This is a genomic window from Gynuella sp. (genome assembly GCF_050297175.1).
Taxonomy (GTDB): domain Bacteria; phylum Pseudomonadota; class Gammaproteobacteria; order Pseudomonadales; family Natronospirillaceae; genus Gynuella.
Genome location: NZ_JBNKSF010000053.1, coordinates 1 through 25,672 on the forward strand (window position 1 = coordinate 1; position 25,672 = coordinate 25,672).

The following is a 25,672-nucleotide window of genomic DNA, read 5'->3' on the forward strand; positions in this document are numbered from 1 at the left end:
GAACAAACCGATTTCTCCATTTACAGACGGTCTGATTGGAGGTGCTGAGCTTTTCTGCAATCTCGCTATTGGTGAGACCTCTGGCACACTCAGGAACTATTCGTGAGCGAAAGGCAAGCGCTTGAGCCGTTTTTCGTCGTCGAGACTAGGACGCTAATGGTTCCTTCTCCTCCGCATTTAAAACCAGTTCCGCCTTTGGTCTGCCAGCCATGCAACACCGCCCCCAATGGATGTTTACCGATAGAGGGAGTACAAGCTATTGTTAAATGAATATTTGGCTCAGCACACTAAGGAGCCACTGAAAAATAGGAATAGTTTTGATGCCGGCGAGGAAGCACCACTCGCAACAGCACAATTTACGGGTGTAAATAAGGATGTGAGACGGGGCTGACAACGTCCTGCGCGAAAACAGGCCATTTTTCAGAGGTTCCTGAACAGCAAACTCAGTAAGGGACGGTACTTTAATGCCGATATAATCGGGGAGGCATTTTGCTTTACAATACCGGCAAGCTGACATGGCTGGCGGAACATATTGATCATTTGCCCTCCTTGGCAGAAAAGTACGTTCGGGAAAAAACCGACAACTTCGGCTGATTGGTTTTTATCTCCATAGGCCCACAGATACAACCAAAGGTTGAAAAACCGGTCGCAGATGAAAATAATGGCGGCCCGATCAACCACCGGTCCGACCGACAATGACTCACTCCTTTTTGCAATTACTGGCTTTGGGAGACCTGCCCTTTCCGAATACGGATGGAAAACTTACCAGTCTGGCATTTCAGGCCTGTCGTTTTTCGGTTGCAGCTTATGATGATAGCGCTCCGCAATTGTTCAGCATCTCTCCACCTGCTGGTTTTGAGCGTTTTGTCGGTAAGCGCAAGGCAGAGTTTGTAGCGGGCAGGGTCTGTGCACAAAAGGCTTTGGGGCACCTCGGGGTTCACGGTGCACAAATCGCCATCGGCGCGAACCGGGCACCGGTCTGGCCTGCCGGCATACTGGGGTCGATCAGTCACAGTCATGAATATGCCTGTTGCGTGGCCGCGAGCACACCAGACAGTACTCTAAACGGGATCGGCATCGATGCCGAGCAGATCATGTCTGCTGAGCGGGCCGATAAGCTGTACGGCCATATTGTCAGTGAGTCGGAAAAACACTACCTCCAGACACTGAACTGCTCATGGCCCACGGCCCTGACACTGGTGTTTTCGGCCAAGGAGAGCCTGTTTAAAACCCTCTACCCGGCCGTTCTCCAGTATTTCGATTTTCTCCACGCCGAGGTCACAGCTATCGATCTGAACCAACAGCGCATTACTCTCAGACTACTTAAAGATCTCACTGCAGAGGTCCGCCAAGGCAATATTTATAATGGCCTGTTTGCGATAGAAGCAGATAGCGTGCAGACTCTGGTTTATTATTAGCCCGGCAAGTATTTATGCCGGGCTAACAGGAAGCCTGTTACAGGGACATGGCCATTTGTTCAGTCACAAATCGCTTAAATATACAGGATCCTGAGTATTCATACTGACTGTTTCAACCACTGCTACATCCGGATATGTATCACGGATCAGCAGATAACGTTCACTGACACACAACTTCAGACGCCTCCATGAAAAACGCTTTAAAAATATTCTCCGGTCACTCCAATCCCACCATCGCCCACGAAATCTGCCATCATCTGGGCATCGCGCTCAGCCCGATGGAGATCTCACGCTTTTCCAACGACAACCTGCATGTCCAGATTCAGGAAAATGTCCGTGAACGGGATGTCTTCATTGTGCAGTCTTTCACCCACCCGGTCAGCGACCATATCATGGAATTGATGATCGCCATCGATGCGCTCAGGAGTGCGTCCGCCCGCCGGATTACCGTAGTTATTCCCTACTATTCTTACGCCCGGTCGGACAAAAAAGATGCTCCCAGAATTTCCATTACCGGCCGCCTGATTGCAGATCTGCTGCAAACGGCCGGTGCCAACCGGGTGTTGACCATGGACCTGCACGCAGACCAGGTTCACGGATTTTTCGGCGTGCCTGTCGATCATCTGACTGCTCTGCCAACACTGGTCGACCATGTCAAAGACAATTACGACACCTCCAATATTGTGGCCGTTGCCACTGATGCCGGTGGCGCCAAACGGGTGGGCAAGTTTTCCACCCGCCTGAATGTTCCCATGGCCATCATCGATAAGCGTCGGGTAAGTGATACCCAAGTGAAGCAGGGCGTGGTCGTCGGTGATGTCAAAGACAAAGATGCTTTTATTCTGGAAGACGAGATCTCTACTGCCGGCACGCTGGTCTCCACCGTTGAAACACTACTCGCCGCGGGTGTCAGAAGCGTCCACGCAGCAGCGACTCATGGCGTACTGTGCGGCCCGGCCATTGAACGTATTCAAAACAGTGGCATCGAATCGGTGATCACCACCAATACCGTGACCGTTGACGATACCAAACAAACCGACAAACTGACCTTATTGTCTGTCGCTCCCCTGTTTGCCGAGGCAATCAAGCGCATACATACGGGTGAGAGTGTCGGCGCATTATTCAGTTAAGGCGAAAACTATGTTTGCAGCTATTTTCAAAGCCAAGATCGGTAACCAGGATGAACGATACCGCCAGACGGTCGCCCGTATGCGCGAACTCGCGTTTGAACGGTATGGCTGTCTGGATTTTATCTCAGTGACAGAAGGTGATCAGGAGATTGCCATTTCTTACTGGGAGAACGAAGACAGTATCCGGCGGTGGCATCAGGATGCCGAGCACACAGAAGCTCAGCAGCACGGACGCAATGGCTGGTATAGCGCCTATGAAGTCGAAATCGTGGAACTCAAACGCCGCTACCGGTATCCGGCAGACAACTGATATTGCCGTGGGGTCACTGCGACCTGGCGTTTGAAGTGACGATGAAAGTGACTCTGATCGGTAAATCCAGTATCCGCCGCGACAGCGGCGATGCTGTTACCGGTCTTCAATAGTTGACGGGCATGGTTGATACGTCGGGTAATCTGCAATGCATGCGGGGTAATGCCATAGTGCTGCCGGAATGCATGCACCAACCGATATCGACTGAGGCCCGCTACTGCAGCCACGTCATCAAGACAAATCTCCCGTACACATTCATCGGCAATAAATTCATAGGCCCGTTGCAGATGGGAAACATTCTTGAACTGGGCTGGAGTATCACAGTGCTGGTCCGCCTGGATCAACCCGGCAAAATAATCGGTCAGATTGACTTCTGCACTCAAACGACTGTGTGGTGAGATTAATAACGAACACAGCTGATGATATTGCTGGTAATGGGAATCGCCACACAACAGTGACTGACTCATGGCCTGAAAGCCACTGTCCGGACTGCGTTCGAGTACGTCGGCCTGTAGAGCTGCCAGCCAATCAGCCTGCAGATACAACATCCGATAAGACCAACTCTGCAAATGCAGCGGATTACAGGCGTGGACCTGGTCGGGATTCATCAACACCACCGCACCGGGACCAATCCTTCGAGTCTGACCGCTGATAAAATAATCCGTGTTGCCGGAGTCCACCACGCCGATGGAAAATTCTTCATGGCTGTGTCGATGATAAGCCACCGAAGTCGCACTGGCCTGCCGGATCTCCAGCATGGGTAAATGTTCAGGACGGTAAAAAACCTGCTGCCCGCTCACACTCAACAACACCCCATCAACGATAATGATTTCAAAAACGACTCTCCACCAAACAAGAATACAATAATGTAAGCCCAAAAGTGCCCAGCAGCATACCCGTTATCTTGTCGATATAAAACGCACAACGGCGAAACCGCTGCTGCATGTCAGCGCGGGATAACACCATAATAATGAACGCATCCCAGACAAACACAATGCTGACCATCCAGATACCGAGCCAGATTTTAAACCCCATTCCAGCCTCTTGATGCAACACCAACGTAAACAGGCTGAGATAAAACAGCGGGTTCTTGGGATTCAAGATACCCGACAAAAAGCCAACGCTGAACTCCCGCCTGAAAGTAGTCTGACTGTGAGTGCCACCGGTGGATTCTGTCAACGATTGATAATCACGTTTACGGGCTTTAAGTGCCCCAAATGCAAGATAGGCCAGAAATAATCCGCCGGCCAGCTTTATCAACAGCATTACCGTCGCCGAAGCGGCCAAAAGCGCACCAACACCCAGTAAACACAATGCAATGTAAACGCCATTGGCAGTCGCAATACCGAAGGCGACCCCAAGGGCCAATCGGCGGTCATGACGTACGGCGCTTCGGACCACCAGAAAAAAATCCGGCCCCGGACTCAATAATGCCAGAAAATGTGCCAGCGCCGCTGCGGCGAATGTGGCGATAAGATGAACCTGCAAATCCGTAGTTCCTCATAAACGGGTGACAGGTCCAGCTTAGATACCGATAGTCAGAAAAGATTGTACAAAATTGCTGCCGGGCTCATGGAGCGTCAGCCAGTGGAGCTTTCCAGATCAACATAGGCATCAGGTACGAAACGGGGCAGACAGAGTGCCAAAAATACCAGATCTTCATCGCCGGTATTGGTGATGCGCTGTCGGCATCCTGGTGGAATGACCACAACTGAACCTGCACTGACAGATTGCTGCAATTCACCGACTTCCACCCGGCCACAGCCTTGCTGAATCACATAACGTTCGGTAATGCCTTCGAGCTGGTGCCAACGGGTGGTGACGCCCGGCCGAACCGTAGCACGGGCAATGGACAGTTCTGGCTGAGTATCACTATTCAGCAATTCCAAAATATAACAACCTTCATGGAAGTAATATTCTTCGCTGGCAGGCTGATGATGAATAGATGGCTGAGCAGGCATAAACGAGGCCTCCAAAAAGCATACAGAATACCAGCATCCTACTCAGCGCACACTGTGATAGGACCGCTGCCCTTGCGGATGACTGTACACCAACTGCCATAACTGGCCCTCACGGGAACGGAAGTAACCGGCACAGCTGTATAGATAGTAACGCCACATGCGATAAAAACGATCGTTGTAATCCTGTTTGAGGTCCGGCCAGCTTTGCTCAAAGTTTTCAGCCCAGGCCATCAGCGTGGTATCGTAATCAGGGCCAAAGTTATGCCAATCCTCCAGCCTGAGCAAATCCACACTATTGTCATTGATATGCTTACGGGATGGGACTTTGCCATTGGGAAAAATATATTTTGAAATAAAACGATCACCGGCATCGGAAGTGGGCTCCTCACCAATGGTATGCAATAAAAACAAACCTTCTTTTTTCAACAACCGGTTCACCACATCAAAATAAGTGCGATAATTTTTGCGACCTACATGCTCGAACATACCAACCGATACTATGCGATCAAATTTACCCGTTAAATGCCGATAATCTTCCAGACGAATATCAACATCGTAGTCGTGAGTAAGCTGCGCAGCCAGTTTCTGCTGCTCTCTGGAAATGGTAATCCCCGTGACTTTAACACCGTAATGTTTCGCGGCATATAACGCCAGACCGCCCCAACCACACCCGATATCCAGCAGATGCATGCCTGGCTCAAGTTGCAGCTTCCGGCAAATCAGATCCAGTTTATGCTCCTGAGCCTGCGCCAGGTTTTCAGCATCCTTCCAATATCCGCAACTGTAAATCATGTACGGGTCCAACATCCGTTCGTACAGTTGATTACCGATGTCGTAATGTACCTCACCGACCTGATAGGCACGGGCGAGAGACTGAAAGTTAAACATCATGTGCGACAATGCACTGAAGGCAAGTTTGATGCGCGCTGTGCCAATGAGTTTTCGGTTGAGCTGAGCTCCCAGTATTCGGGTAAATAACATATCCAGACGTTCACAATCCCACCAGCCTTCGATATAGCTTTCACCGAGACCAACAGAGCCACTGCGGGCCACACGTGCAAACAGGCGGTTATCATGAACAGTAATATCCCAGGGTCGATCACCATTGAGTTTGACATCCGCCAGATCGAGTAATTCCTGTTGAAAACGACGAGCAAGAGGTGGCAGTGTTGCAGAGTTTGGATATGATTTTTCAGCGTCATTAAAAGAATATTCTGTCATAGCACGACTCCCTCTGTTGTGATCGTCGAACCATAATCTCCAATCCGTAAATTCGTCTCCAATAGGTTTTTTTAATGATGGCAATAAACGTCTTTTAGCCTTAATTTCTAAATGGTCAAACAGGTTTCTATGCAGCTCTTAATCTCAAATGAATTGGTTAACATCCTGACTATGTGTTCAAAAACCCACGCTGGTGAGCAACCAAGATAACGGATGTACCGAGTTTCAATGCAGGAGCTTGCAAGTCCAAAATAACCAGTTTGAACAGATGGTTAATGCCGATATATAACGATCTGCCTCTATATCGCGATTGCAGGAGAAGACCCGACAGCACACAACCGGCCCTGCTTAAGAAACCGAAATACCACAGTACGATTACGACGAACCGGGAGACCAATCCACTGGTTGACCCTTTAAAATGTTATGTTATAACATAAAAAAATACATTAACCTCAGGCCACCTGCATGAACAGACTCCCCGTCACCGTGTTATCCGGATTTCTTGGAGCCGGCAAAACAACCGTACTCAACCACATCCTTCACAACCGCGAAAACCGCCGCGTGGCCGTCATCGTTAACGACATGAGTGAAGTCAACATTGATGCCTCTCTGGTACAGCAACAGGTGCAACTGCATCGCAGTGAAGAAAAACTCATTGAAATGAGCAACGGCTGCATCTGCTGCACCCTGCGGGAAGATCTGCTGGTGGAGATCCAGAACCTTGCCAAAGCCGGGCGCTTTGATTATCTGGTCATTGAGTCAACCGGTATCTCCGAGCCGTTGCCAGTCGCGGAAACCTTTACGTTCGTGGATGATCATGGTGTCAGTCTGGCAGACATGGCCAGGCTCGATACCCTGGTTACGGTGGTGGATGGGGTCAATTTTCTCAACGATTATGACGAGGCGGAAAGCCTGCAAAATACCGGCGAATCTCTGGGAGAAGAGGATGACCGCAGCGTAACCGATTTACTGATCGATCAGATTGAGTTCTGCAATGTCATACTCATCAGCAAAACAGACATGATCGATGCCGACAAACTGGAACGACTCATTGCCGTGTTAGGTAGCCTGAATCCCGATGCCGACATTATTCCCTGTCACCAGGGCCAGGTTGCTCTGGATCGGGTACTGAACACTGGCCGGTTCGATTTTGAAAAAGCCCAGCAGGCCCCCGGCTGGCTCAAAGAACTACGCGGCGAACATACGCCGGAAACAGAAGAGTACGGCATCAGCAGCTTTACTTACCGGGCACGCCAACCCATGCACCCGGAACGTTTTTTTACCTTTCTGCACGGTGCGCTGCGGGATCATGAACTACTACGCTCAAAAGGATATTTCTGGCTCGCCAGTCGCCATACCGAGGCCTGGGAGTGGAATCAGGCCGGTGGCATTGCCCGTTATGGCATTGCCGGCCGCTTCTGGTATGGGATTCCTAAGACCCAATGGCCCGACGACGACGAGTATCGTCAGGCGATAGCGCGTACCTGGCAGGAACCCTGGGGAGACATGCGTCAGGAGCTGGTGTTTATCGGTCAGAAGCTGGACCGCGACAAGCTCGCCAGCCAGCTTGATGAATGTCTGCTCAATGCAGAGGAAATGCAGGCGGGTATCAACGAGTGGAGTGCTCTGGCAGACCCATTTCCAGCCTGATCAACAAATCTGTAAGAAAATGACCGCCTTTATACGATCCTGACAGACTCTTTAAGTTCGATGAATTTTAATGTGCACCGATTGACGTTTTACAGAAATACGTGGCAGTTACCCGACACCCCCGTATACAGATGTTAACATTCCAATATTAACAACCCGGGCAGGCGTAAGGCCTGCTTTTATTTGCGACAAAAGTATTCACAGCCCATGACTATTCCCCCTGTACTCCAGCAGTCCCGGTTTCAGTTGTTCAGCCTGATCGCATTACTGTTCACAACGTTTTACCTGATCATCTCCTGGCCTGAAGAACCTCATCTCGAAACACTACCATTGCCATCTGCGACCATTACAGTCCCGGCTCTGCCCGAAGCCAGCGAAACAAAAGAACAACTGATCATTCCCCAGGAGCTGACCAGCCGTTATCAGATTCAATCGGGCGATACCCTCAGTGACATCTTTGCGCATTTCGGCCTCGGCCAGTCCACTCTTGCGGCCATACTGGAAGCCGATGGCGAAAAAGCCGCACTGGATACCCTGCAGCCGGGTAACACTCTGGTATTTACCCAATCAGTGCCCAACAGCGAACTGCAGCAGCTGTCGTTGATTGTAAATCCGGCCCGGACCGTTCAATTCACCCGGACAGCAGACGAGACCTTTCAATCGGAAGAGATTGTCAAACCCACTTACTGGCACCGGCAACTGATCAGTGGCGTAATCGACAACAGCTTTTACAACGCTGCCCACCAGGCAGGACTCAGCGACAGAGACACTCTGAACACACTGCATATTCTTCAGGAAAAAATAAATTTTCGTCGCGAAATCAGACCTGGAGACTGGTTCGATATCGTGCTCGAACAGGAAATGACCGGTACCGAAACCACCGGACAAACACGGATAAAAGCCATATTGTTCGGACTCGGCAAAACAACTCAAAGCGCTTTTCTATACGACGATGGCCGCTACTACGATCAGAACGGCCAAAGCCTGACCCGGTCATTGCGACGCTATCCCGTAAACGGAAAAGTCCGCGTCAGTTCGCCGTTTAATCTGCATCGGGTCCACCCGGTGACTGGAAAGCGAATGCCGCACTACGGTGTCGATTTTGCGATGCCAATTGGCACTTCGGTGTTTTCCGTCGGCGATGGCATTGTGACTCGTATAGCCAATCACCCCTATGCCGGGCGATACATTGAAATAGAACATCCCGGACCGTTTAAAACCCGCTATCTCCACCTGAGCAAAATCCTGGTGAAACGCGGACAACGCATCAAGCGCGGCGATAAAATTGCACTGTCCGGAAACACCGGCCGAACCACCGGTCCGCATCTGCATTTTGAATTGCAGGTCAATAACCGTCCGGTGAATCCTCTAACCGCTAAAATTCCAACCAGCAGTCATATTCCACGTGCGGAAATGGCACGGTTCAAGGAGATCATCAAGGCGACTCAGACGTATATTCGCGATACCGAGGGCACCCATCTGGCATTCTGGCAACAACAGAACAGCTCATCCAATTAAACCCCGCCTGATTTTATCCGGGTTAGACCATAACCCGGATAACTACCTCCAAACGCAGTAGTGCACAGAAGTTGCGAACCTCCGAACAAAAACAGATCACACGCTCGACTCTGCTCCCCAAAATAGACCAAACACACCCCTTTTTGCTTGATTGCAGACACCCATAATACCGACAAGATATTTGCCAGAATCATGGCAATGTTGAGGTTTTGTCATCGTTTATTCACGTTTTTGTCATTAGATAAAACAAAAATTGCATTTGCGTAACTAAATTGGCATTGGTTATGCCACCTTATTTGACCAATTGGTCAATCATGTAGAACTTCCGGAGATGATCGAAACGGCTGTCGATCTCAGGCAAAAAAGAACAACGATAAGGCTCTTGTTAGCTAACTCATTAAATTTCTAGCGTTTTCAATGCCCCAAGGATGACCGGCACGCGCTGCTCAAAAGTTCTCAGGATAGGTTTATTCCGGCGGCCATACAGTCCGTCAGATCGGTTTGGAAAACACTCAGAAAGATCTGAAGGAATAACACAACACTCCATGGTTTTACGGCCACTGGTCAACATGGAGGTATTTCGCTCATCACCGGGCAACTCTAAATGGCCAGGTGAATACCGACATAACGTATAAAAATATTGGGGGTAATAATGAAAAAGCAGTTGTTGGCAACCACCATTGCTGTCCTAGCGGGTGGAACCCAGGCAGATTTGATGATCGACGGGCAAGCCGCCAATGCGGGTACTTGCGGAACTGGCGACATCACTTTGATTTCAGCCATTCAGGGCAGCGGCGGCAGCTCTGCACTGGAAGGTCAGCAAGTCACGGTTGAAGCCGTCGTTTACCAGAACCAGCAAGCCACTGCGCAAGGTTACTTTATTCAGGAAGAAGAGGCTGACAGCGACGGTAATGAGGCAACGTCCGAAGGTATTTTTGTGTTCGACACCAGCCTGCCAGTAACGGTCGGCGACAAAGTCCGCCTGAGTGCCAAGGTCACTGAATACAAGGGTTTGACAGAATTGTCATCCGTTTCCGGGCTAACCGTTTGTTCACAGAACAATACCCTGCCAGCAGCGACCGCCATCACCCTGCCGGTCACCTCTTTGGAGGCCTTTGAACAGGTAGAAGGCATGCGTGTCAGCCTGGCCAACAGCAATCTGGTGGTGAGTGATTTTCATGGTAATGGCTATGGTTTTGGAAATTATGGACAATTTGTCGTTTCCAACGAACTACATTATCAGCCCACCGAAGTCTCGGCACCTTCCAAAGAAAGTTACGACGCCGCCATCGAAAATATCAGACTGAGCAGCCTGCTGATCGACGATGGACAGTCTTCGCAACATCCTGACCCTATCGTGTTTCCCAACAGCGAAGGGTTCAGCAATAGCAATTACATTCGTGTCGGTTATGGCGTTAGTGGTATCACCGGGGCAATGCATGGTTATGATAGCGGCAGCACAACATATCCCTACCAAATCATTCCATCCATTACACCTACTTTCGATCCTCTGAACGCTGACCGCACACTCGCGCCCATTGTGGACAGTTCTGCCAACCTGAAGATTGCCAGCATGAACGTGCTGAACCTGTATAACGGCATCATCGTGGATGACAAGCCTTACTTCCCGACAACAGCCGAAGAAAAAAATAAGACTTATGGCGATTATCGCGGTGCCAATTCGGAAGCAGACTACAACATCCAGGTAGCCAAAATTGTGGCCGCCCTCGACGCCATGGACGCCGATGTGATTGGCCTGATGGAAATTGAAAATGACGGTTATGATGAAACCAGCTCAATTGCTGCGCTGACAAATGCCCTGAACGCCGTACAGACCACCGATGGTGAATATGCCTTTGTCAATCCCGGTGGCAAGATGGGTACCGATTCAATCTCCGTTGGCCTGCTCTATCGCCCCGCTGTGGTGACACCGGTCGGTACCACCACCGTGCTGGATTCCACCAATTCGCCCAAAGATGGTGAGGGCAACCCGTTGTTCATTGATGACAAAAACCGTCCATCATTGATTCAGTCGTTCACCCACAAGGCCACCGGCGATCAGTTTACCGTGGTGGTCAATCATCTAAAATCAAAAGGCAGCAGTTGTTCTTCTCTGGGAGACCCTTACCTGACTGATGGACAGGGAAATTGCAACCAAACCCGCACCAACGCTGCCAAAGCACTGGTGACATTTATGGCCGGTCACCCAACCAGCATCAATACCGATAATGTCGTATTTATCGGCGATATGAATGCCTACGCCAAAGAAGATCCGATTGCGGCTCTTGAAGCCGGCGGCTACATCAACCTGAAATACACCAGTGCCTCTACTGAAGCACAGCCGTTCTCCTACAGCTACTCCGGTTTTCTCGGCAGTCTCGATCACATGATTGGCAGTAGCGGCATGAAAGACCGCCTGGTGAGCGTGGATGACTGGCACATCAACTCACTTGAATCCAATCTGCTCGACTATGACACCACCCTTGATAAATACAACTCCAATGACCACTTTGCCAGCCTGGATCCGTACTATTCGTCAGACCACGATCCAGTCATTGCCGGGTTTGTGATGAAAAGTGCCACGGAAGACGGCGATGAAGATGACGACTCCAGCAGTGGTTCCACCGGCTTGCTGTTATTGCCTGTGTTGTTCATGCTGATGGTCGCCAGAAGAAAATACTGACCATTGCCCGACGATTGAACTGGCCCGAATACTTGCCAGGCTAATCAAACATCCATGTTTCTTTATGAGGTCACCACGGTGACCTCTTTTTTCTACTCTTTTGTCAGCCATCAGCCAGGTTGGCAAAAAACGCTTCCAGACTCTGCTCGCCATAACAGGGAGCCTGCATATCCAGGCTCATAGCCTTGGAAAAAAACTCTATCGGCCCATATACAGAAACCGGTGTTAGCAAGCGCATAACTGGCACCAGAGCGTTCACCAGCCACATGGGCAAATGAGTAATTCTGGCGGGTTTTTGAATGGCTTTGAACGCCAGTTCAGCAATCTGATCATGGCTGAAAACCTGCGGCCCCCCCACATCGATCTCCGTTTGTTCACTTTGAAACATATCACAGCAGACTTTGGCGAGATCGGCGCCGGAAATTGGATTGAAACGCAACTGGCCGTTGCCCAGTAAATAAACCCGACCACTTTGTGCCATGGAGAGAAATTCCTTCATATCGGCGAAAAAGCCACTCGGGCGAATCACACAGTACGGTAGCGAACTGTTTTGCAATCGGGCGACAAATTTCTCCTTGGCCTGGATCATTTTGATATCCGGCAACTTATGGGCATTTAAAACAGACACATAGATGAATTTTTCCACCTGACTTTTTTCAGCCAGCGTCAATAAATTCAGATTGGCACCGTAGTCTACTTTTTCATAGGTCAGACCGTCTTTCTGGCGGGTAATGCCAATACTGGTAAAAACCAGATCAATGCTCTCCATTACACCTGTCAGACTGTCGATCTCTGTCGCCTGACCAACGAACGTCTCATCAGCAATTCGACTGAGAGCCTGCTGTTGTTTTTCCGTGCGCACCAACACCCGAACCCAATACCCTCTGGCCTTCAGTTCAGTCAGCATCGCCCGCCCCAGATAACCACTGGCACCGGCCAGCAATATTTTTTTCATGATCTCGTCCTTTTTAGTCCGAATGGACCAAAAAATAAAACCTTGCACGCCATCTGTCAACCAAATACAGTCCAAATGGACTATAAAGAGAACATCATATGCCCAAGATCATAGACCATGATGCCTATCGCCTGGTATTGACCGAAAAAGCGGTTGAAATTTTCGCCCGCTATGGATACTCCGGGCTGGGCATGCGTAAAATCGCCGAACACCTGGGAATTTCAAAAAGTGCCCTCTACCACTACTTTCCCTCCAAAGAGGCATTATTTTCTGCCTGCACGGACCTCATCACCCGCTTTGAAATGCCGGCTCTGGATGTATCGGAAATGTCGATAACAGAGCGTGTTGATCTGTTGATGAATCTGTTTCAGTCCATGGAAGGTAACTTTAAAGGTGAGCTGACTCTGTTACTCGACTACCTGCGGGACATGACGCCCTCACAGGTCGCCAAGGACAGGAATATGCAACTGGCGAACAAACGCTATCTGCAACTGGTGACCGAACTGGTCGGCAGCGAACATGCCGAAGCAGTCCGATGTATGATGTACGGTATTTTATTACAGCGCTTTCTGGACGGTCGTAAAACAGATTTTGAGGTCATCCGAACGGCCATCCATCAACTTCTGCAAATCCCTTAAAAAATGATGGCAATGTTTCGATTTTTCATCTTCTCCCTACTGTTATTATCTGCGACCGCTCAAGCCGACACCGTTATCACCGCAGATGGCGGCACCTATATCGGGCCATTGGTTGACGGCAGGTTTGAAGGCGAAGGAACCTTGAGCTATCCGGGTGGGCGCCGTTTTGAAGGTCATTTTCATCTGGGCATGTTGTCGGGTTTGGGTCATCTGATTCAATCAGACGGTTCAGAATATCAAGGCGAGTTTGCCAATGGCATGCCGAACGGTCACGGCACCTGGCAATATAAAAACGGCACTGTGTACTCGGGTACGCTCGATAACGGCTGGTGGGTCAAAGGACAACTCGATTCTGCCAACGGCGAACACTACGAAGGTGAATTTGACCAAAACCGTTACCATGGTTATGGCTATCTGAAATATGCCGATGGCACCATCTATGAAGGCTATTTTAACCATGGCCTGCGCCATGGTCAGGGCAAACTGATACCACCTCACAAATGGGTGTATGAAGGCACCTTCAAACAAAACGACCTGCCCTACGGCACTCTCACTGGACCGGATGGTGAGCATTATGAAGGAGAATTGCTCAACTGGCGTTACAACGGCCAGGGAATTTATCACGCCGATAACGAATCTTATGAAGGGGAATTCAAGGATGGCCTTTATCATGGCCAGGGCACACTGACCATCAAACGTTCACGGCAACCGGATCTGGTACAGACCGGACAGTTTGAATACGGTGAGTTTGTCACTGAGGATGAAGAGGCGTATTTCAGTGAGTACGAACAGCTGCCCGAACAACTTGATTTCATCATCAACCATCAGTCCCAGTTGCTACAGCAACAGTTGTCCGGACTGGCACCGCAAACACCGGGTGTCGTCGACACTTACATGATTCTGGCAGCACCTTATTCCAGCCAGACCGTGTTTCGCGACGAAATCGATATTATTTATGACCGCCTCAGCAGCACCCGGGGATTACAACATCATATCGTCAGAATGAGCAATGAAATCGATCTGAGCAGCCCGTATCCTCTGGTCAGCCAACTGGCATTAAAAGACATGGTGACTGCCGTCAGCCAACGAATGGGCGCTGAAGATCTGCTGTGGGTTTATATCACCAGTCATGGCAGTCGTGATCACAAACTCTCTGTCAATCTCAGCTACCAAAGACTGCCGGACATCGACAGCACCACTCTCAGAGACATACTTGATGGAACAGATCAGGCCAAAATCGTCACTTTATCTGCCTGCTATTCCGGAGGTTTTATCGATGACCTCAAACGACCGGATACGCTCGTCATCACCGCCGCTGCCGCCGACAAAACCTCGTTTGGTTGTTCTAACGACAACTACATGACCTACTTTGGCGAGGCGTTCTTTATCGACGCCTTTGATATGGAATATTCTCTGACGGATATTTTTGACAGGGCAAAACAAGTTGTCGATAACCGGGAACAGCAACAAGAGCTGACCAGTTCTGATCCCCAGATCAGTTTGAGTGAGGGTGTATTGAACACTTATGAACAATGGCGGGCACGGTTCCGGAACTAATCAGGCATGGCAAAATTTGGTAAGGAAATTCTCCGTCGTCACGATGGTTATGGCGCAATTCAGATATTTGATAACGGCAACAAGCGCACTCTGATGTTTGGTGCCGACGACGAACAGGGATGTATTCTTAACCGTACTCCGGAAATCGTACAGTACGATTACGTTCGCGCCATGCTGCTCAGTCTGTTATTCCAGAAGGACGTTCACCGCTGTCTACTGCTCGGCATGGGAACAGGTGCACTTGCCACAACCTTATGGCATCACCTGGAACAACTGAAGATTGACGTGGTGGAACTGCGACAAGCTGTGATTGATCTTGCCTACAGTCACTTTTATCTGCCACATGATGAGCGTCTTAAGGTGCAATGCAGAGACGCTGGCGACTATTTGAAACACTCGACAGCTACCTATGACCTGATCTGCAGCGATATTTATCATGCTACTGGCATGGATGCCCAACAAGGTACCCGAAAGTTCATCAAACGCTGTTCTGACCACCTGACCAACGACGGCTGGCTGGTTCTCAATTACTGGCAACAGCATAAAAAACTCGATCTGATTGCTTTGTTGCAGCAACGTTTCCGTCATATCTGGACGAATAATATCAACAAGGAAAACTGGATTATTTATGCCACAAACAGCGCAATCACAATCACCGAAAAACAACGTAAGGTAGAACTGAAGCGAGTAAACAATCTGTTCGGTTTTTCCCTGGCAAAGGTGAACAAAGGTATGAAACTTTACGCTCCTGACTAGTCACCCGACGATCAGACAGGTCATTCTGATCGCGTCGATTATTTTCGGATTAAGGAGACAGCCCCAAAACCAATCAACTCAGACCTCAGTGACATCCTGCTCATACAACTCTAATGGCAGACCATCCGGATCCTGAAAGAACGTATATTTTCGACCGGTATACTCGTCGACTCGTATCGGCTCAACCATCACGCCCTGTTGCTGCAAATACGCGACGACATCATCCACAGACTTCACCAGGAAGGCCAAATGCCGTAGCCCCCTGGCCTCCGGTCTGCTTGGTCGGGCCGGCGGATCAGGGAATGAAAATAACTCCAGCTGATTACCATTGGGTAACTTCAGATCCAGCTTATAAGAATGACGAGCGGCTCGATAATGCTCAGCGACGATCTCAAGCCGCAATATGTGAGTATAAAAATGTTTTGATCTTTCGTAATCAGAACAAATGATCGCTACATGATGAATACCCTGCAGCATACTAGCCCCCTAAAAACAGAAACACAGCTACTGATGAATGGACAGAACTATACCCGTTGCAACGGTTGATAGGGAGGTTCCGGCAACTCCACAATCATCGCATCCCCTGCCCGGACAACACCGCCCTGCAGCACGATGGCCATGATACCGGCTTTACGAATCAGATTACCCTCTTCATCGCGATCCAGCACTGCGGCTGTCAGACCTTTTTGGTAATGATCAAGCTGGGCACAGGGATTACGCAACCCGGTTACCTGAATAACCGCTTCAGCACCGATACGAATAATGGTGTGGGTTGGCAATGACAGCAGATCGATGCCTTCAGTGGTGATATTTTCACCCATGGTGGCCGGATAAACGTTAAACCCCTGATCCTGCAGTTGTTTGATTAACTCACCGTGAATCAGATGAACCTGACGTAGATTGGGCTGACTCGGGTCTACCTTTACCCGCGAACGGTGCTTGACGGTTTCGCCCTTATGCGCGTCACCCTCAACGCCCTGACCGGCAATCAAAGTAATGGATTCTACAACGTGTTTGGAAAAACTATGGGTAGCAGATTTGCTGACAGATACAACAGTAGTCAATAACGATACTCCTCATTCAATATTTCACAAAAACTGAATTATGGGACTGGGCTAGCTCCTTATTTAACAGACTCTGACGCACAAAGAACAAACGAAGTGCAACGCCGGAATGCTACCAAATTTCTTTCTCTTTGACATCTGCCAGATACTGCCAGATCTAAATTCAGCAAGTTGGGCATATCACCAGGCAATACACATACAACGGCGATCATTCGTTGATTCAAACAACGATATACTTTGGCAGGATAACCGTGATGGGAATACGTACCACTGACAGCGGCGACGGATCAGTGATCCAAATTTAAGTTTCACTGCAATCGGCATTTATGAAACCATTAAAACAGCCGCGTCGTTTCTACTATATTTGGCGCATTGTCCGCAAAAGCAGTCCAGGAAAAACAAACCATCAGCAAAGAAAAAACCAGCCTATTTTAGATAATATAAGCTAGGGGGCCTCTGAAAAATAGGAATACTTTTGATGCAGGCGAGGGAGCACCACTCGTAACACCGTAATTTACGGGCGTAAATGAGGATGTGAGACTGAGGCTGACAACGTCCTTCGCGAAAATGGCCATTTTTCAGAAGTTCCCAGAGCTAATGATTCATCACATTAGGAACAACAAACCGAATGGAAAATATGTACATTGGATCAGAGAGCCCCCGTTTTATTCCCCTCCCCAAGCATGAGTCGTAATGAATAATGTTAAGCTGGGCGGCTCTCTGCACAGATGGTTTAAAACTCAGGAGGAGTGTTGTTGCAATACCGCCAGTTTGAGTAGTCCGGCGATTGACAGGGAATCGGTGATCCGACCATCCATGACCATTTCAATCGCTTGCTGCAACGGCAACTTATACACTTCGATGTCTTCACTCTCTTCCAGTTGCTGTCGGCCCGTCGACAAATCAGTTGCGACGAAAACTTTACCGTATTCATCGGTCACTGAGTTGGAGGTATGTATTTCCAATAGTTCCTGCCATTTGGAGGCACATAGCCCAACTTCCTCTTCCAATTCGCGCTTGGCGGCCTCAAGCATGTCTTCGTCCAGCGGTGCACCGCCTTCAGGTATTTCCCAGGTGGCCTGTTCCAACGGATAGCGGGTCTGCCGGACCAACCAGGTATTGCCGGCGTCATCTATGGGAATAACACCGACCGCGCGATTTTTGAAGTGCACCACGCCATAAATACCGGTTCCCCCCCCTGGGGTGATTACGGTCTGGTGAGAGACTTCTATCCAGGGGTTTTCATAACGGGTTTCCTGACTCAGGCACTGCCAGTTGCCAATACACTTCACGGTCATTTTGGTTCTCCAGGTAACAATAGCCTTATTGTCTCGAATACCCGGCGCGAAAAACAGTCTCCCCGATAACGATCTGATTCGTATTTACAACGATTTCACTTGCTAAACCGATAATCTGTCTATACTGAAAAAAAAATCGGTATGGCTACGCCGGTATCCTTCATCATTATGCAGTTGGTCGAGACATATCGGCGCAGGTACTTCACAAGGGTGTAAGATGCAGGATTTCCGTTATGTTCAATAACCTTAAATTAGGTATACGGCTAGGTATCGGTTTTGGCGTACTGATTCTTGGTATGGTCATCATCGCTGGATTTGGCATTCTGGAAATATGGCAATTCAATAGTCAGGTGTCCAGGGTCGTCAATATCTATACTCCCGCGCAGGGGTTTCTACTCAATGCCGACAGAGATCTCCAGCAGGCTCTTGTTGCGGAACGCAGTATGTTGATGCTGCCAGTTGGCAGTGAAGGCTTTCTGGTGCAACAGACTGCCCACAGTGAAAATATCCAACAAGCCCGGGAGCGAGTAGAAAAATATGCCAGCCTGGTCACCAGCGAACGCTCCAACGAACTGGTCACAACATATCGCCAATACCAAACTGAATGGTCAGAGACTACCAACAACCTGGTCGATCAACTCATCAACAGTTCCGACAATTTTACCCGGCAGGCTCTGATCAAACAGAGCCTTGGTGAGGTAGATGAAGAATTCAATACCATGAGAACGGTGATCGATGAAATCGGCAATCTTCTGACGGAACGCATTCTTCAGGAAGAAAAAGAGGCAAAAGCAGCCTATATCCAGGCCATTACGCTGATCTCTATCGCTGGCCTGATTGCAGTGGTTATTGCCGTTATTCTGGCCCTCCGCATTATCCAGGGAATACTGAAAGAGCTGGGCGGAGAACCCCGTTATGCGGCAGAAATTACCCGTCAGATTGCCGCAGGAGAACTGGATATGTCCATCCAGCTCAAGGACGACGATCACGACAGTCTGCTGGCAGCACTAAAAGTGGTCAGCGATAAAATCAAGTTACTGATCAGCGAAATGAACCACATGTCTCGTGAGCATGATAAAGGCAATATCGATGTGACGATCAATGCTTCCAAATTTGGTGGTGCTTACAAAACCATGGCCGAAGGCCTTAACAAAATGGTTCAGGGTCATATCATCGATCAGCGCAAGGCCATGAGCTGCATCGAAGCCTTCGGTGCCGGTAGCATGGACGCCGTATTGGAAAAATTCCCCGGCAAGAAAGTCTTTATCAATACGACGATCGAACAAGTGAGAGCCAATATCAAGGCATTGATCGAGGATACGAATCGTCTGGTGAACGCTGCGGTCGCCGGCGAGCTCGATGTACGGGCTGATCTGAAAGTCCATCATGGTGATTTTCGGCATATCGTGGAAGGACTCAATGGCGTTATGGAGGCCTTCACCCAACCTATCAGCGAGATCACCCAAACCATGCAGGCCATTGAAAGCGGCGACTTGACTCAAAGTCTGGATGCCAGCCGTTTCCATGGCCGCCTGCTGGACCTGCGCAACGCCATCAACGCCACGATCAGTCAGCTGGCTCAGACCATACAGGAAGTCCGCAGCTCCGCAGATGCGCTGAACAATGCGTCGGTGTCCATCAACTCCACCTCTCAAAGCCTTAGTAGCTCAGCCTCCGAACAGGCCTCTAGTGTTGAGGAGACCTCCGCCTCAGTAGAACAAATATCAGCATCCATCGAGCAGAATGCCAGCAACGCGAAAACGACCAACGAGATCACTGACCGGCTCATGAAAGAAGCGGAAAAAGGAGGCCAGGCAGTTCAGCAGACGATTACCGCCATGCGCGGAATTGCCGAGAAAGTCAGCCTGATCGATGTCATCGCCTATCAAACCAACTTACTGGCACTGAACGCTACCATTGAGGCCGCCCGTGCCGGCAATCATGGTCGTGGTTTTGCCGTGGTGGCCGGTGAAGTGCGCCGGCTGGCGGAACAAAGTCAGGCCGCCGCTCAGGAAATTGGCGATGCTGCGCAAAGCAGTGTGGATTTATCTGAAATGGCCGGACAACTGTTCGAGGATATTATTCCCACCATTCGACAAACCTCAGAACTGGTGCGTGATGTCTCCGTGGCCTCATCACAACAGGCTACCGGTGCCAGACAGATCAACATCACCATGGAACAGTTGAGCAGGATTACCGAGGAAAATGCCAGCGCCTCCGAAGAACTTGCCGCTGCAGCAGAAGAAATGAACGGACAATCACAGTATCTACGGCAATTGATGTCGTTTTTCAAAATGCCGGCCGCCTGACAAAAATATCGCGACCTCTCTGTCGCGAAACAGGATTGGGAGTGTCGAGGCCTTGTGCCTCGAGGCTCATTTTCTCAATTTGTTAGCGTGGTGTGCATAAACTTTTAATGCTGTTGTTGGCCAGCATGACAAAACAGTTCATTTGTCGGTTCAAAACCATCTATAAAAATTACTATCACTTTCTGCCTACTCGATTGCCATACACTATAATCGGACTATAATTATGGCTCTCCGCGATTTACCAGTAGACTGGACTACGATGTATCCATGCCCCATAGAGCTCATTTGTTTTCCTTGCGGGTTGCTCACGCATTCAGAGATGCCTGCATCACCGAGAAGTACTCTTCCCAACGATTAATCAAAGATACGTTGGCTGGCATTACAGTCGGTATCATAGCCATTCCCTTGTCAATGGCATTGGCCATCGCCAGCGGTGTGCCGCCACAACACGGTTTATATACGGCGATTATTGCCGGCTTTATCATTGCTTTAAGCGGAGGTTCGCGCTTCAGCATTTCCGGGCCAACTGCCGCCTTTGTGGTGATTCTGGCTCCGATTGCTCACAACCAGGGCCTGTCGGGTTTGCTGCTGGCATCGGTCATGTCAGGGGTACTACTGCTGATTATGGCTTACCTGCGTCTCGGGCGATTTATTGAATACATTCCTGAGTCCGTCACCCTTGGTTTTACCGGTGGCATCGCTGTTTCCATCGCCACTTTGCAATTAAAGGATTTTTTCGGTCTGACCACCGGCCCCATGCCTGAGCATTATCTGGAAAAGGTCATGACCCTGGCCCAGGCACTGCCAACCACCCACTGGCCCAGTCTGCTGGTCGCTTCTCTGACGCTGCTCATTATGATTCTCTGGCCACGGCTGAGAATTGCCGTACCGGCCCACTTGCCGGCTGCCATTCTCAGTAGTCTGTTTGCGCTGGCACTGAATCATTATCAATGGGAAGTGGACACCATTGGCTCCCGGTTCACCTATCTGCTTCCCGGTGGCGGTACTGGTTTTGGCATTCCACCTTATTTGCCCACATTTGAGTGGCCCTGGCTACAGGCCGGTGCAGAAGGTCATAGCAGTGGAATCAGTTTCGCCCGAGTAATTGAGCTGCTGCCGTCAGCGTTCGCCATTGCCATGCTGGGTGCAATTGAATCCTTGTTGTGTGCCGTGGTACTGGACGGTATGACAGGGCGACGCCACAGCGCCAACAGCGAGTTACTCGGCCAGGGTATCGGTAACATCCTTGCCCCGTTCTTTGGAGGCATTACTGCTACTGCCGCCATTGCCCGTTCAGCCGCCAATGTGCGGGCCGGTTCTACATCACCGGTGTCGGCTATGATTCACGCCATCGTAGTACTGTTGGGACTGGTATTACTCGCACCGCTGCTGGCCTACCTGCCCATGCCGGCCATGGCTGCTTTGCTGGTCATGGTAGCCTGGAACATGAGCGAGGCGCACAAATCCAAACACCTGATCAAAACCGCCACCCGTAGCGATATCTGGGTTTTTCTGACTTGTTTTTCACTGACCGTGCTGTTCGATATGGTCATCGCCATAACCACCGGGATATTACTGGCAGCGTTATTATTTATGAAAGAGATCGCCGACATGACCAAGGTCACGGAGATTACTAATAACAAACGCCTCATCAATGATCCGCTACCGGAAGGCTGGAGAGTTTATAAAATCAACGGCCCACTGTTCTTTGCTCCGGCCGAACGTATCTTCGGGGAGCTGGCATTGCTGTCAGAAAATGCCCGAGGCATCATCATTTATCTTGATGGCGTTCCAATTCTGGATGCCGGCGGAGTTTCTGCCATGAATAAACTGATCGAAAAATTCAGACAAGATCAAGGCTGTGTCTGGTTTGCTGATTTTCAGTTTCAACCACTCAAAACCCTGGCAAGGGCAAAAGCGACCCCTATTGAAGGAACCAGTCGCTATTTTTCCACACTGCAGGATGCACTCACCGAACTGAATAAGATCAATCCTTAAATCCGCACCAGAGTACCTGCTCAAAATACAGCTGGGTACTCTGTTATTTGTCCTGACCAACTCTTCAATTTATCTGACACCTGGTGGCAATTTAACCTCGATAGGCAGTTGGCCAGGGCTTTAAAACCATTCTAAACAGGGGCTTTTCGCTGACAAAGGTTCAACCACCTCAACGCTATGGTGGAAAATATAAGTATTAAGTCACATATAATGTCGACCACCGGCAGGTAATTTACTTTGTTACAAAATGTTAATATTTGATCTCCTTATCAATTTCAATTGATTTATCTCATCTCTATGCCAGTCTCATCACACTTCACCATATTGTAGGATGGGCAATAATTTTTTTTTCGGCTAATTTTCAAAACTCACACGGCTTCTACAAATATCCAAATTGATATTTTTAACTAAGCTTGAGTGAACAACATTGATAATCAATAACAAAAAAGATGTGTCTGGACTCATCGCAGTGATTTTGCTTCAACATTATTGATGTTCTACAAAATTCAATCGGATAAAAACAAGCAAACGACAAATAACTAAAAACAGTTACAAGTATTCTACAAAAACCTGGATGTCTCTGTAACCGGTTACATGAAACGTAGTTGCCTCTTTAACCGCAGTAAGGCACTGGAATAATTCCAGCAGTATTCGAGTAGCAAAGAAGGAGACGTAAACGAGCAAAGTGATTTAGTGACTATTGAGGATCACATACATGAGTAAAGCGAAGAAATCGACAAGAACGCTTTACAGGGATGTAAAATACGCAGGCACCCTGTTGGGTCTCAGCGTCGCGATTGCGGCCATTTCACAAGGTGCACAAGCAAGTTGTACCTATGAAGTCGCCAACCAGTGGAACTCTGGTTTCACTGCTACAATTACTATCACCAACGATACCGCCAGCGCTTTGAACAGCTGGTCTGTCAACTGGCAATACAGTGGCTCAAGCCGCGTTGGTTTTGCCTGGAATGCCAACCTCTCTGGCAGCAATCCCTACACAGCCACCAGCCTGGCCTGGAACGGCGCTCTCCAACCTGGTGAAAGCACCACATTTGGTTTTCAAGGTACCACCAGTGGCACCGCAGAAACACCAACAGTGACCGGTACTGCGTGTGGTACCAGTGACGGCGGCGATGGTGGAGACGGCGGCGACGGCGGTGATGGTGGAGATGGCGGCGACGGCGGCGACGGTGGAGATGGCGGATCTACCGGTGATGGTGTATTCCGCGTTGATGAAACCGGAAACATCACCAAAGACGGCGAAATCAAACCCATTCAGTGTGGTGCCTGGTTTGGTCTGGAAGGACGTCATGAGCCTTCTGACGATCCGGATAATCCAAGCGGTGCACCGATGGAACTGTATGTTGGTAATACCTTCTGGGCCAACAACAGCCAGGGCACTGGTCGTACCATCCAACAGACTATGGATGAAATCAAGGCCAAAGGTATTAATACCATTCGTGTGCCGATTGCCCCACAAACACTGAAAACAGATGATCCTCAAGGTGTTAGTGCAGTCTTCAAAAACCACTACTCCGTCAGATCTGAAAACTCACGTCAGGCGTTGGAAGACTTCATCAAACTGGCCGATAAAAACGGACTTGATGTCATTCTCGATATTCACTCCTGTTCAAACTACATTGGCTGGCGCGCAGGCCGCCTGGATGCGAGCCCTCCATTCACAGACAAAGACCGTGATAACTATGATTACCTGCGGGAAGACTATTCCTGTGGTACGGGTGGTCCTGGTGTCACAATTCACGAATACAACGAAGAACTCTGGTTAGACAACCTGCGTGAACTGGCTGGATTCTCAGAACAATTGGGTGTTAATAACATCCTGGGTATCGACATCTTTAACGAGCCATGGGATTACACCTGGGCAGAGTGGAAAACTCTATCAGAACATGCCTATGCAGCCATCAACGAAGTTAACCCGAACGTCCTGGTCTTCGTAGAAGGTATCGGCAGTAAAACATCTGATGGTACACCGACTCCTAATGGTGACCCGGATCTTAACCCGAACTGGGGAGAAAACCTCTACAGTATGGCTGATGATCCTTTGGATATTCCTAAGGAACGTCTGGTGTTGTCACCACACATCTATGGCCCTTCAGTAGCGGTACAACCACAGTTCATGGATCCGGCACAACCTGAGTGTGAAGGTCTTGAAGGTGATGCCGCCGGTGATGCGAAGTGTAATATCGTGATCAATCCACCACTGCTCAAACAAGGTTGGGATGAACACTTTGGTTACCTGAGAGAACAGGGCTACGCCATGGTTATCGGTGAGTTTGGTGGTCATCTGGATTGGCCAAACGATGCTGCCATCCGCGATCAGGACCGTTGGGCCCACATTACTCCTGGAGTTGACAGAGAATGGCAAAATGCTGCTGTGGACTACATGATCGAGAAAGACATCCAAGCCTGTTACTGGGGTATCAACCCTGAATCCGGCGATACTGGCGGTCTTTATGAGCACGCTTACGATCCAAGAACCAATACCTCTGGATGGGGCGAGTGGGTAGGCTTCCAGGAAGAAAAATGGAACTTGCTGGAACGTTTGTGGGGTAACTGATCTCTACAGCAACGCTTAAAACCATAAAAACGGGGCATTGATTGCCCCGTTTTTTTATCTCCTGACCATCCAGCCAATAAATCGTCCTGACCAGGAACAGAAACTGCCTGAAAGCCAGTCATCTGGCTAAGTTCAAGTGCTCGTAAAAGCATCCTGTCCGGGATCGGTAAATATCACCTTGAGTGTGTACTCTTTGGTGCTGTCACTTTCCGGCTTACCCGGTGGGGGAGGTACGAATATCGCGGGCGTCTGCACTTCTACTGTCAGTTCTATTTCAGTGGAAGCAAGCACCAGATTTTTTCCGGCACGGGCATTTTCCGCAACCGTTTTCAAGGTGAATGATTTGCCTTTTATCATCCCCGGTGTTGTTACGTAAGGCTGATACGTGTAATTACTGACATAACCATCAACCCAGTTCTGAATATCATTTTCAATCAGGGCTGCTTTTCCATTCACATTGATAACGGTTTGCGCACCACCATTGATAACATCTGTAAGCTTGTCAACCTTCATAACAGGATTCACGGGTGAAAGAGAAACTTTCGCCCCCCCCACACTGACCTGCGCCATATTAAACACTCCCCGTTAAGCCATTGAGCGCCATGGTTAAAAAAAGCTCACAATAACC

General features: G+C 49.4%; 23 protein-coding genes. 12 read left to right on the forward strand and 11 right to left on the reverse strand.

Annotation, left to right across the window (positions count from 1 at the left end):
* Both ACQY6I_RS20535 and ACQY6I_RS20540 read right to left on the reverse strand, forming a co-directional pair.
* Nucleotides 1-100, reverse strand: a 100-nt coding sequence (locus ACQY6I_RS20535; RefSeq protein ID WP_428241141.1) for a helix-turn-helix domain-containing protein, incomplete at its 3' end; no start/stop codon positions are given.
* 320 nt (nucleotides 101-420) lie between these two features.
* On the reverse strand, nucleotides 421-696 hold the full coding sequence (locus ACQY6I_RS20540) for a hypothetical protein (RefSeq protein ID WP_428243385.1): 276 nt from the start codon (nucleotides 694-696) through the stop codon (nucleotides 421-423).
* On the opposite strand from ACQY6I_RS20540, the gene ACQY6I_RS20545 reads away from it, so the two are divergent.
* The 3 genes from ACQY6I_RS20545 (at nucleotide 696) to ACQY6I_RS20555 (ending at nucleotide 2,858) form a co-directional block, all read left to right on the forward strand.
* A complete protein-coding gene (locus tag ACQY6I_RS20545; RefSeq protein WP_428243386.1) occupies nucleotides 696-1,418 on the forward strand; it encodes a 4'-phosphopantetheinyl transferase family protein in 723 nt (240 codons plus the stop codon). The two genes, ACQY6I_RS20540 and ACQY6I_RS20545, sit on opposite strands and share 1 nt — an antisense overlap.
* Nucleotides 1,419-1,606: 188 nt before the next feature.
* The gene (locus tag ACQY6I_RS20550; RefSeq protein WP_428243387.1) at nucleotides 1,607-2,548 is read left to right on the forward strand and encodes a ribose-phosphate diphosphokinase; all 942 of its coding nucleotides are present in this window, start codon (nucleotides 1,607-1,609) and stop codon (nucleotides 2,546-2,548) included.
* Between the two features lie 10 nt (nucleotides 2,549-2,558).
* On the forward strand, nucleotides 2,559-2,858 hold the full coding sequence (locus ACQY6I_RS20555) for an antibiotic biosynthesis monooxygenase family protein (RefSeq protein WP_428243388.1): 300 nt from the start codon (nucleotides 2,559-2,561) through the stop codon (nucleotides 2,856-2,858).
* On the opposite strand, the gene ACQY6I_RS20560 is transcribed toward ACQY6I_RS20555, so the two are convergent.
* The 4 genes from ACQY6I_RS20560 to cfa form a co-directional block, all read right to left on the reverse strand.
* A complete protein-coding gene (locus tag ACQY6I_RS20560) occupies nucleotides 2,834-3,658 on the reverse strand; it encodes an AraC family transcriptional regulator (protein ID WP_428243389.1) in 825 nt (274 codons plus the stop codon). The two genes, ACQY6I_RS20555 and ACQY6I_RS20560, sit on opposite strands and share 25 nt — an antisense overlap.
* 31 nt (nucleotides 3,659-3,689) lie before the next feature.
* The gene (locus ACQY6I_RS20565) at nucleotides 3,690-4,346 is read right to left on the reverse strand and encodes a LysE family translocator (RefSeq protein WP_428243390.1); all 657 of its coding nucleotides are present in this window, start codon (nucleotides 4,344-4,346) and stop codon (nucleotides 3,690-3,692) included.
* 92 nt (nucleotides 4,347-4,438) lie between these two features.
* Nucleotides 4,439-4,819: a cupin domain-containing protein gene (locus tag ACQY6I_RS20570; protein ID WP_428243391.1), complete on the reverse strand. Its 381-nt coding sequence runs from the start codon at nucleotides 4,817-4,819 to the stop codon at nucleotides 4,439-4,441.
* Nucleotides 4,820-4,861: 42 nt separating this feature from the next.
* Nucleotides 4,862-6,040, reverse strand: a complete 1,179-nt coding sequence (cfa, locus tag ACQY6I_RS20575; RefSeq protein WP_428243392.1) for a cyclopropane fatty acyl phospholipid synthase — start codon at nucleotides 6,038-6,040, stop codon at nucleotides 4,862-4,864.
* 465 nt (nucleotides 6,041-6,505) lie between these two features.
* Here cfa and zigA point away from each other — a divergent pair, with 465 nt between their 5' ends.
* The 3 genes from zigA (at nucleotide 6,506) to ACQY6I_RS20590 (ending at nucleotide 11,891) form a co-directional block, all read left to right on the forward strand.
* Nucleotides 6,506-7,690 (forward strand): zinc metallochaperone GTPase ZigA, encoded by a 1,185-nt coding sequence (gene zigA, locus ACQY6I_RS20580; protein WP_428243393.1) that lies wholly within the window; start codon nucleotides 6,506-6,508, stop codon nucleotides 7,688-7,690.
* A gap of 207 nt (nucleotides 7,691-7,897) precedes the next feature.
* Entirely contained in the window at nucleotides 7,898-9,208 is a 1,311-nt protein-coding gene (locus tag ACQY6I_RS20585) for a peptidoglycan DD-metalloendopeptidase family protein (RefSeq protein ID WP_428243394.1), read from the forward strand.
* A 652-nt stretch (nucleotides 9,209-9,860) separates the two neighbouring features.
* Nucleotides 9,861-11,891 carry an ExeM/NucH family extracellular endonuclease gene (locus ACQY6I_RS20590; protein WP_428243395.1) on the forward strand — a complete coding sequence of 677 codons (2,031 nt, stop codon included), beginning with the start codon at nucleotides 9,861-9,863 and terminating at the stop codon, nucleotides 11,889-11,891.
* 103 nt (nucleotides 11,892-11,994) lie between these two features.
* Here the strand turns inward: ACQY6I_RS20590 and ACQY6I_RS20595 are convergent, their stop codons facing one another.
* The gene (locus ACQY6I_RS20595; protein WP_428243396.1) at nucleotides 11,995-12,846 is read right to left on the reverse strand and encodes an SDR family oxidoreductase; all 852 of its coding nucleotides are present in this window, start codon (nucleotides 12,844-12,846) and stop codon (nucleotides 11,995-11,997) included.
* A 98-nt stretch (nucleotides 12,847-12,944) separates the two neighbouring features.
* Between ACQY6I_RS20595 and ACQY6I_RS20600 the strand changes: the two genes are divergently transcribed.
* From ACQY6I_RS20600 to ACQY6I_RS20610, 3 genes are read left to right on the forward strand one after another with little or no spacing between them, the layout of a single operon-like run.
* Nucleotides 12,945-13,484, forward strand: a complete 540-nt coding sequence (locus tag ACQY6I_RS20600; RefSeq protein WP_428243397.1) for a helix-turn-helix domain-containing protein — start codon at nucleotides 12,945-12,947, stop codon at nucleotides 13,482-13,484.
* 12 nt (nucleotides 13,485-13,496) lie between these two features.
* Nucleotides 13,497-15,041, forward strand: a complete 1,545-nt coding sequence (locus ACQY6I_RS20605; RefSeq protein WP_428243398.1) for a C13 family peptidase — start codon at nucleotides 13,497-13,499, stop codon at nucleotides 15,039-15,041.
* 6 nt (nucleotides 15,042-15,047) lie between these two features.
* Entirely contained in the window at nucleotides 15,048-15,797 is a 750-nt protein-coding gene (locus tag ACQY6I_RS20610) for a spermidine synthase (protein WP_428243399.1), read from the forward strand.
* A gap of 78 nt (nucleotides 15,798-15,875) precedes the next feature.
* On the opposite strand, the gene gloA2 is transcribed toward ACQY6I_RS20610, so the two are convergent.
* From gloA2 to ACQY6I_RS20625, 3 genes are all read right to left on the reverse strand, one after another.
* Nucleotides 15,876-16,274, reverse strand: coding sequence for an SMU1112c/YaeR family gloxylase I-like metalloprotein (gloA2, locus tag ACQY6I_RS20615; protein ID WP_428243400.1), 399 nt, complete (start codon nucleotides 16,272-16,274; stop codon nucleotides 15,876-15,878).
* Between the two features lie 47 nt (nucleotides 16,275-16,321).
* The gene (locus tag ACQY6I_RS20620; RefSeq protein WP_428243401.1) at nucleotides 16,322-16,861 is read right to left on the reverse strand and encodes an MOSC domain-containing protein; all 540 of its coding nucleotides are present in this window, start codon (nucleotides 16,859-16,861) and stop codon (nucleotides 16,322-16,324) included.
* Between the two features lie 740 nt (nucleotides 16,862-17,601).
* A complete protein-coding gene (locus tag ACQY6I_RS20625; RefSeq protein ID WP_428243402.1) occupies nucleotides 17,602-18,159 on the reverse strand; it encodes an NUDIX domain-containing protein in 558 nt (185 codons plus the stop codon).
* Between the two features lie 233 nt (nucleotides 18,160-18,392).
* Here ACQY6I_RS20625 and ACQY6I_RS20630 point away from each other — a divergent pair, with 233 nt between their 5' ends.
* The 3 genes from ACQY6I_RS20630 (at nucleotide 18,393) to ACQY6I_RS20640 (ending at nucleotide 25,044) form a co-directional block, all read left to right on the forward strand.
* Nucleotides 18,393-20,468 (forward strand): HAMP domain-containing methyl-accepting chemotaxis protein, encoded by a 2,076-nt coding sequence (locus ACQY6I_RS20630; RefSeq protein ID WP_428243403.1) that lies wholly within the window; start codon nucleotides 18,393-18,395, stop codon nucleotides 20,466-20,468.
* Nucleotides 20,469-20,735: 267 nt separating this feature from the next.
* Nucleotides 20,736-22,466, forward strand: coding sequence for a C4-dicarboxylic acid transporter DauA (gene dauA, locus ACQY6I_RS20635; protein WP_428243404.1), 1,731 nt, complete (start codon nucleotides 20,736-20,738; stop codon nucleotides 22,464-22,466).
* Between the two features lie 715 nt (nucleotides 22,467-23,181).
* Nucleotides 23,182-25,044 carry a cellulase family glycosylhydrolase gene (locus ACQY6I_RS20640; RefSeq protein ID WP_428243405.1) on the forward strand — a complete coding sequence of 621 codons (1,863 nt, stop codon included), beginning with the start codon at nucleotides 23,182-23,184 and terminating at the stop codon, nucleotides 25,042-25,044.
* Nucleotides 25,045-25,176: 132 nt separating this feature from the next.
* On the opposite strand, the gene ACQY6I_RS20645 is transcribed toward ACQY6I_RS20640, so the two are convergent.
* Nucleotides 25,177-25,614, reverse strand: coding sequence for a hypothetical protein (locus ACQY6I_RS20645; protein WP_428243406.1), 438 nt, complete (start codon nucleotides 25,612-25,614; stop codon nucleotides 25,177-25,179).
* Nucleotides 25,615-25,672 lie beyond the last annotated feature (58 nt).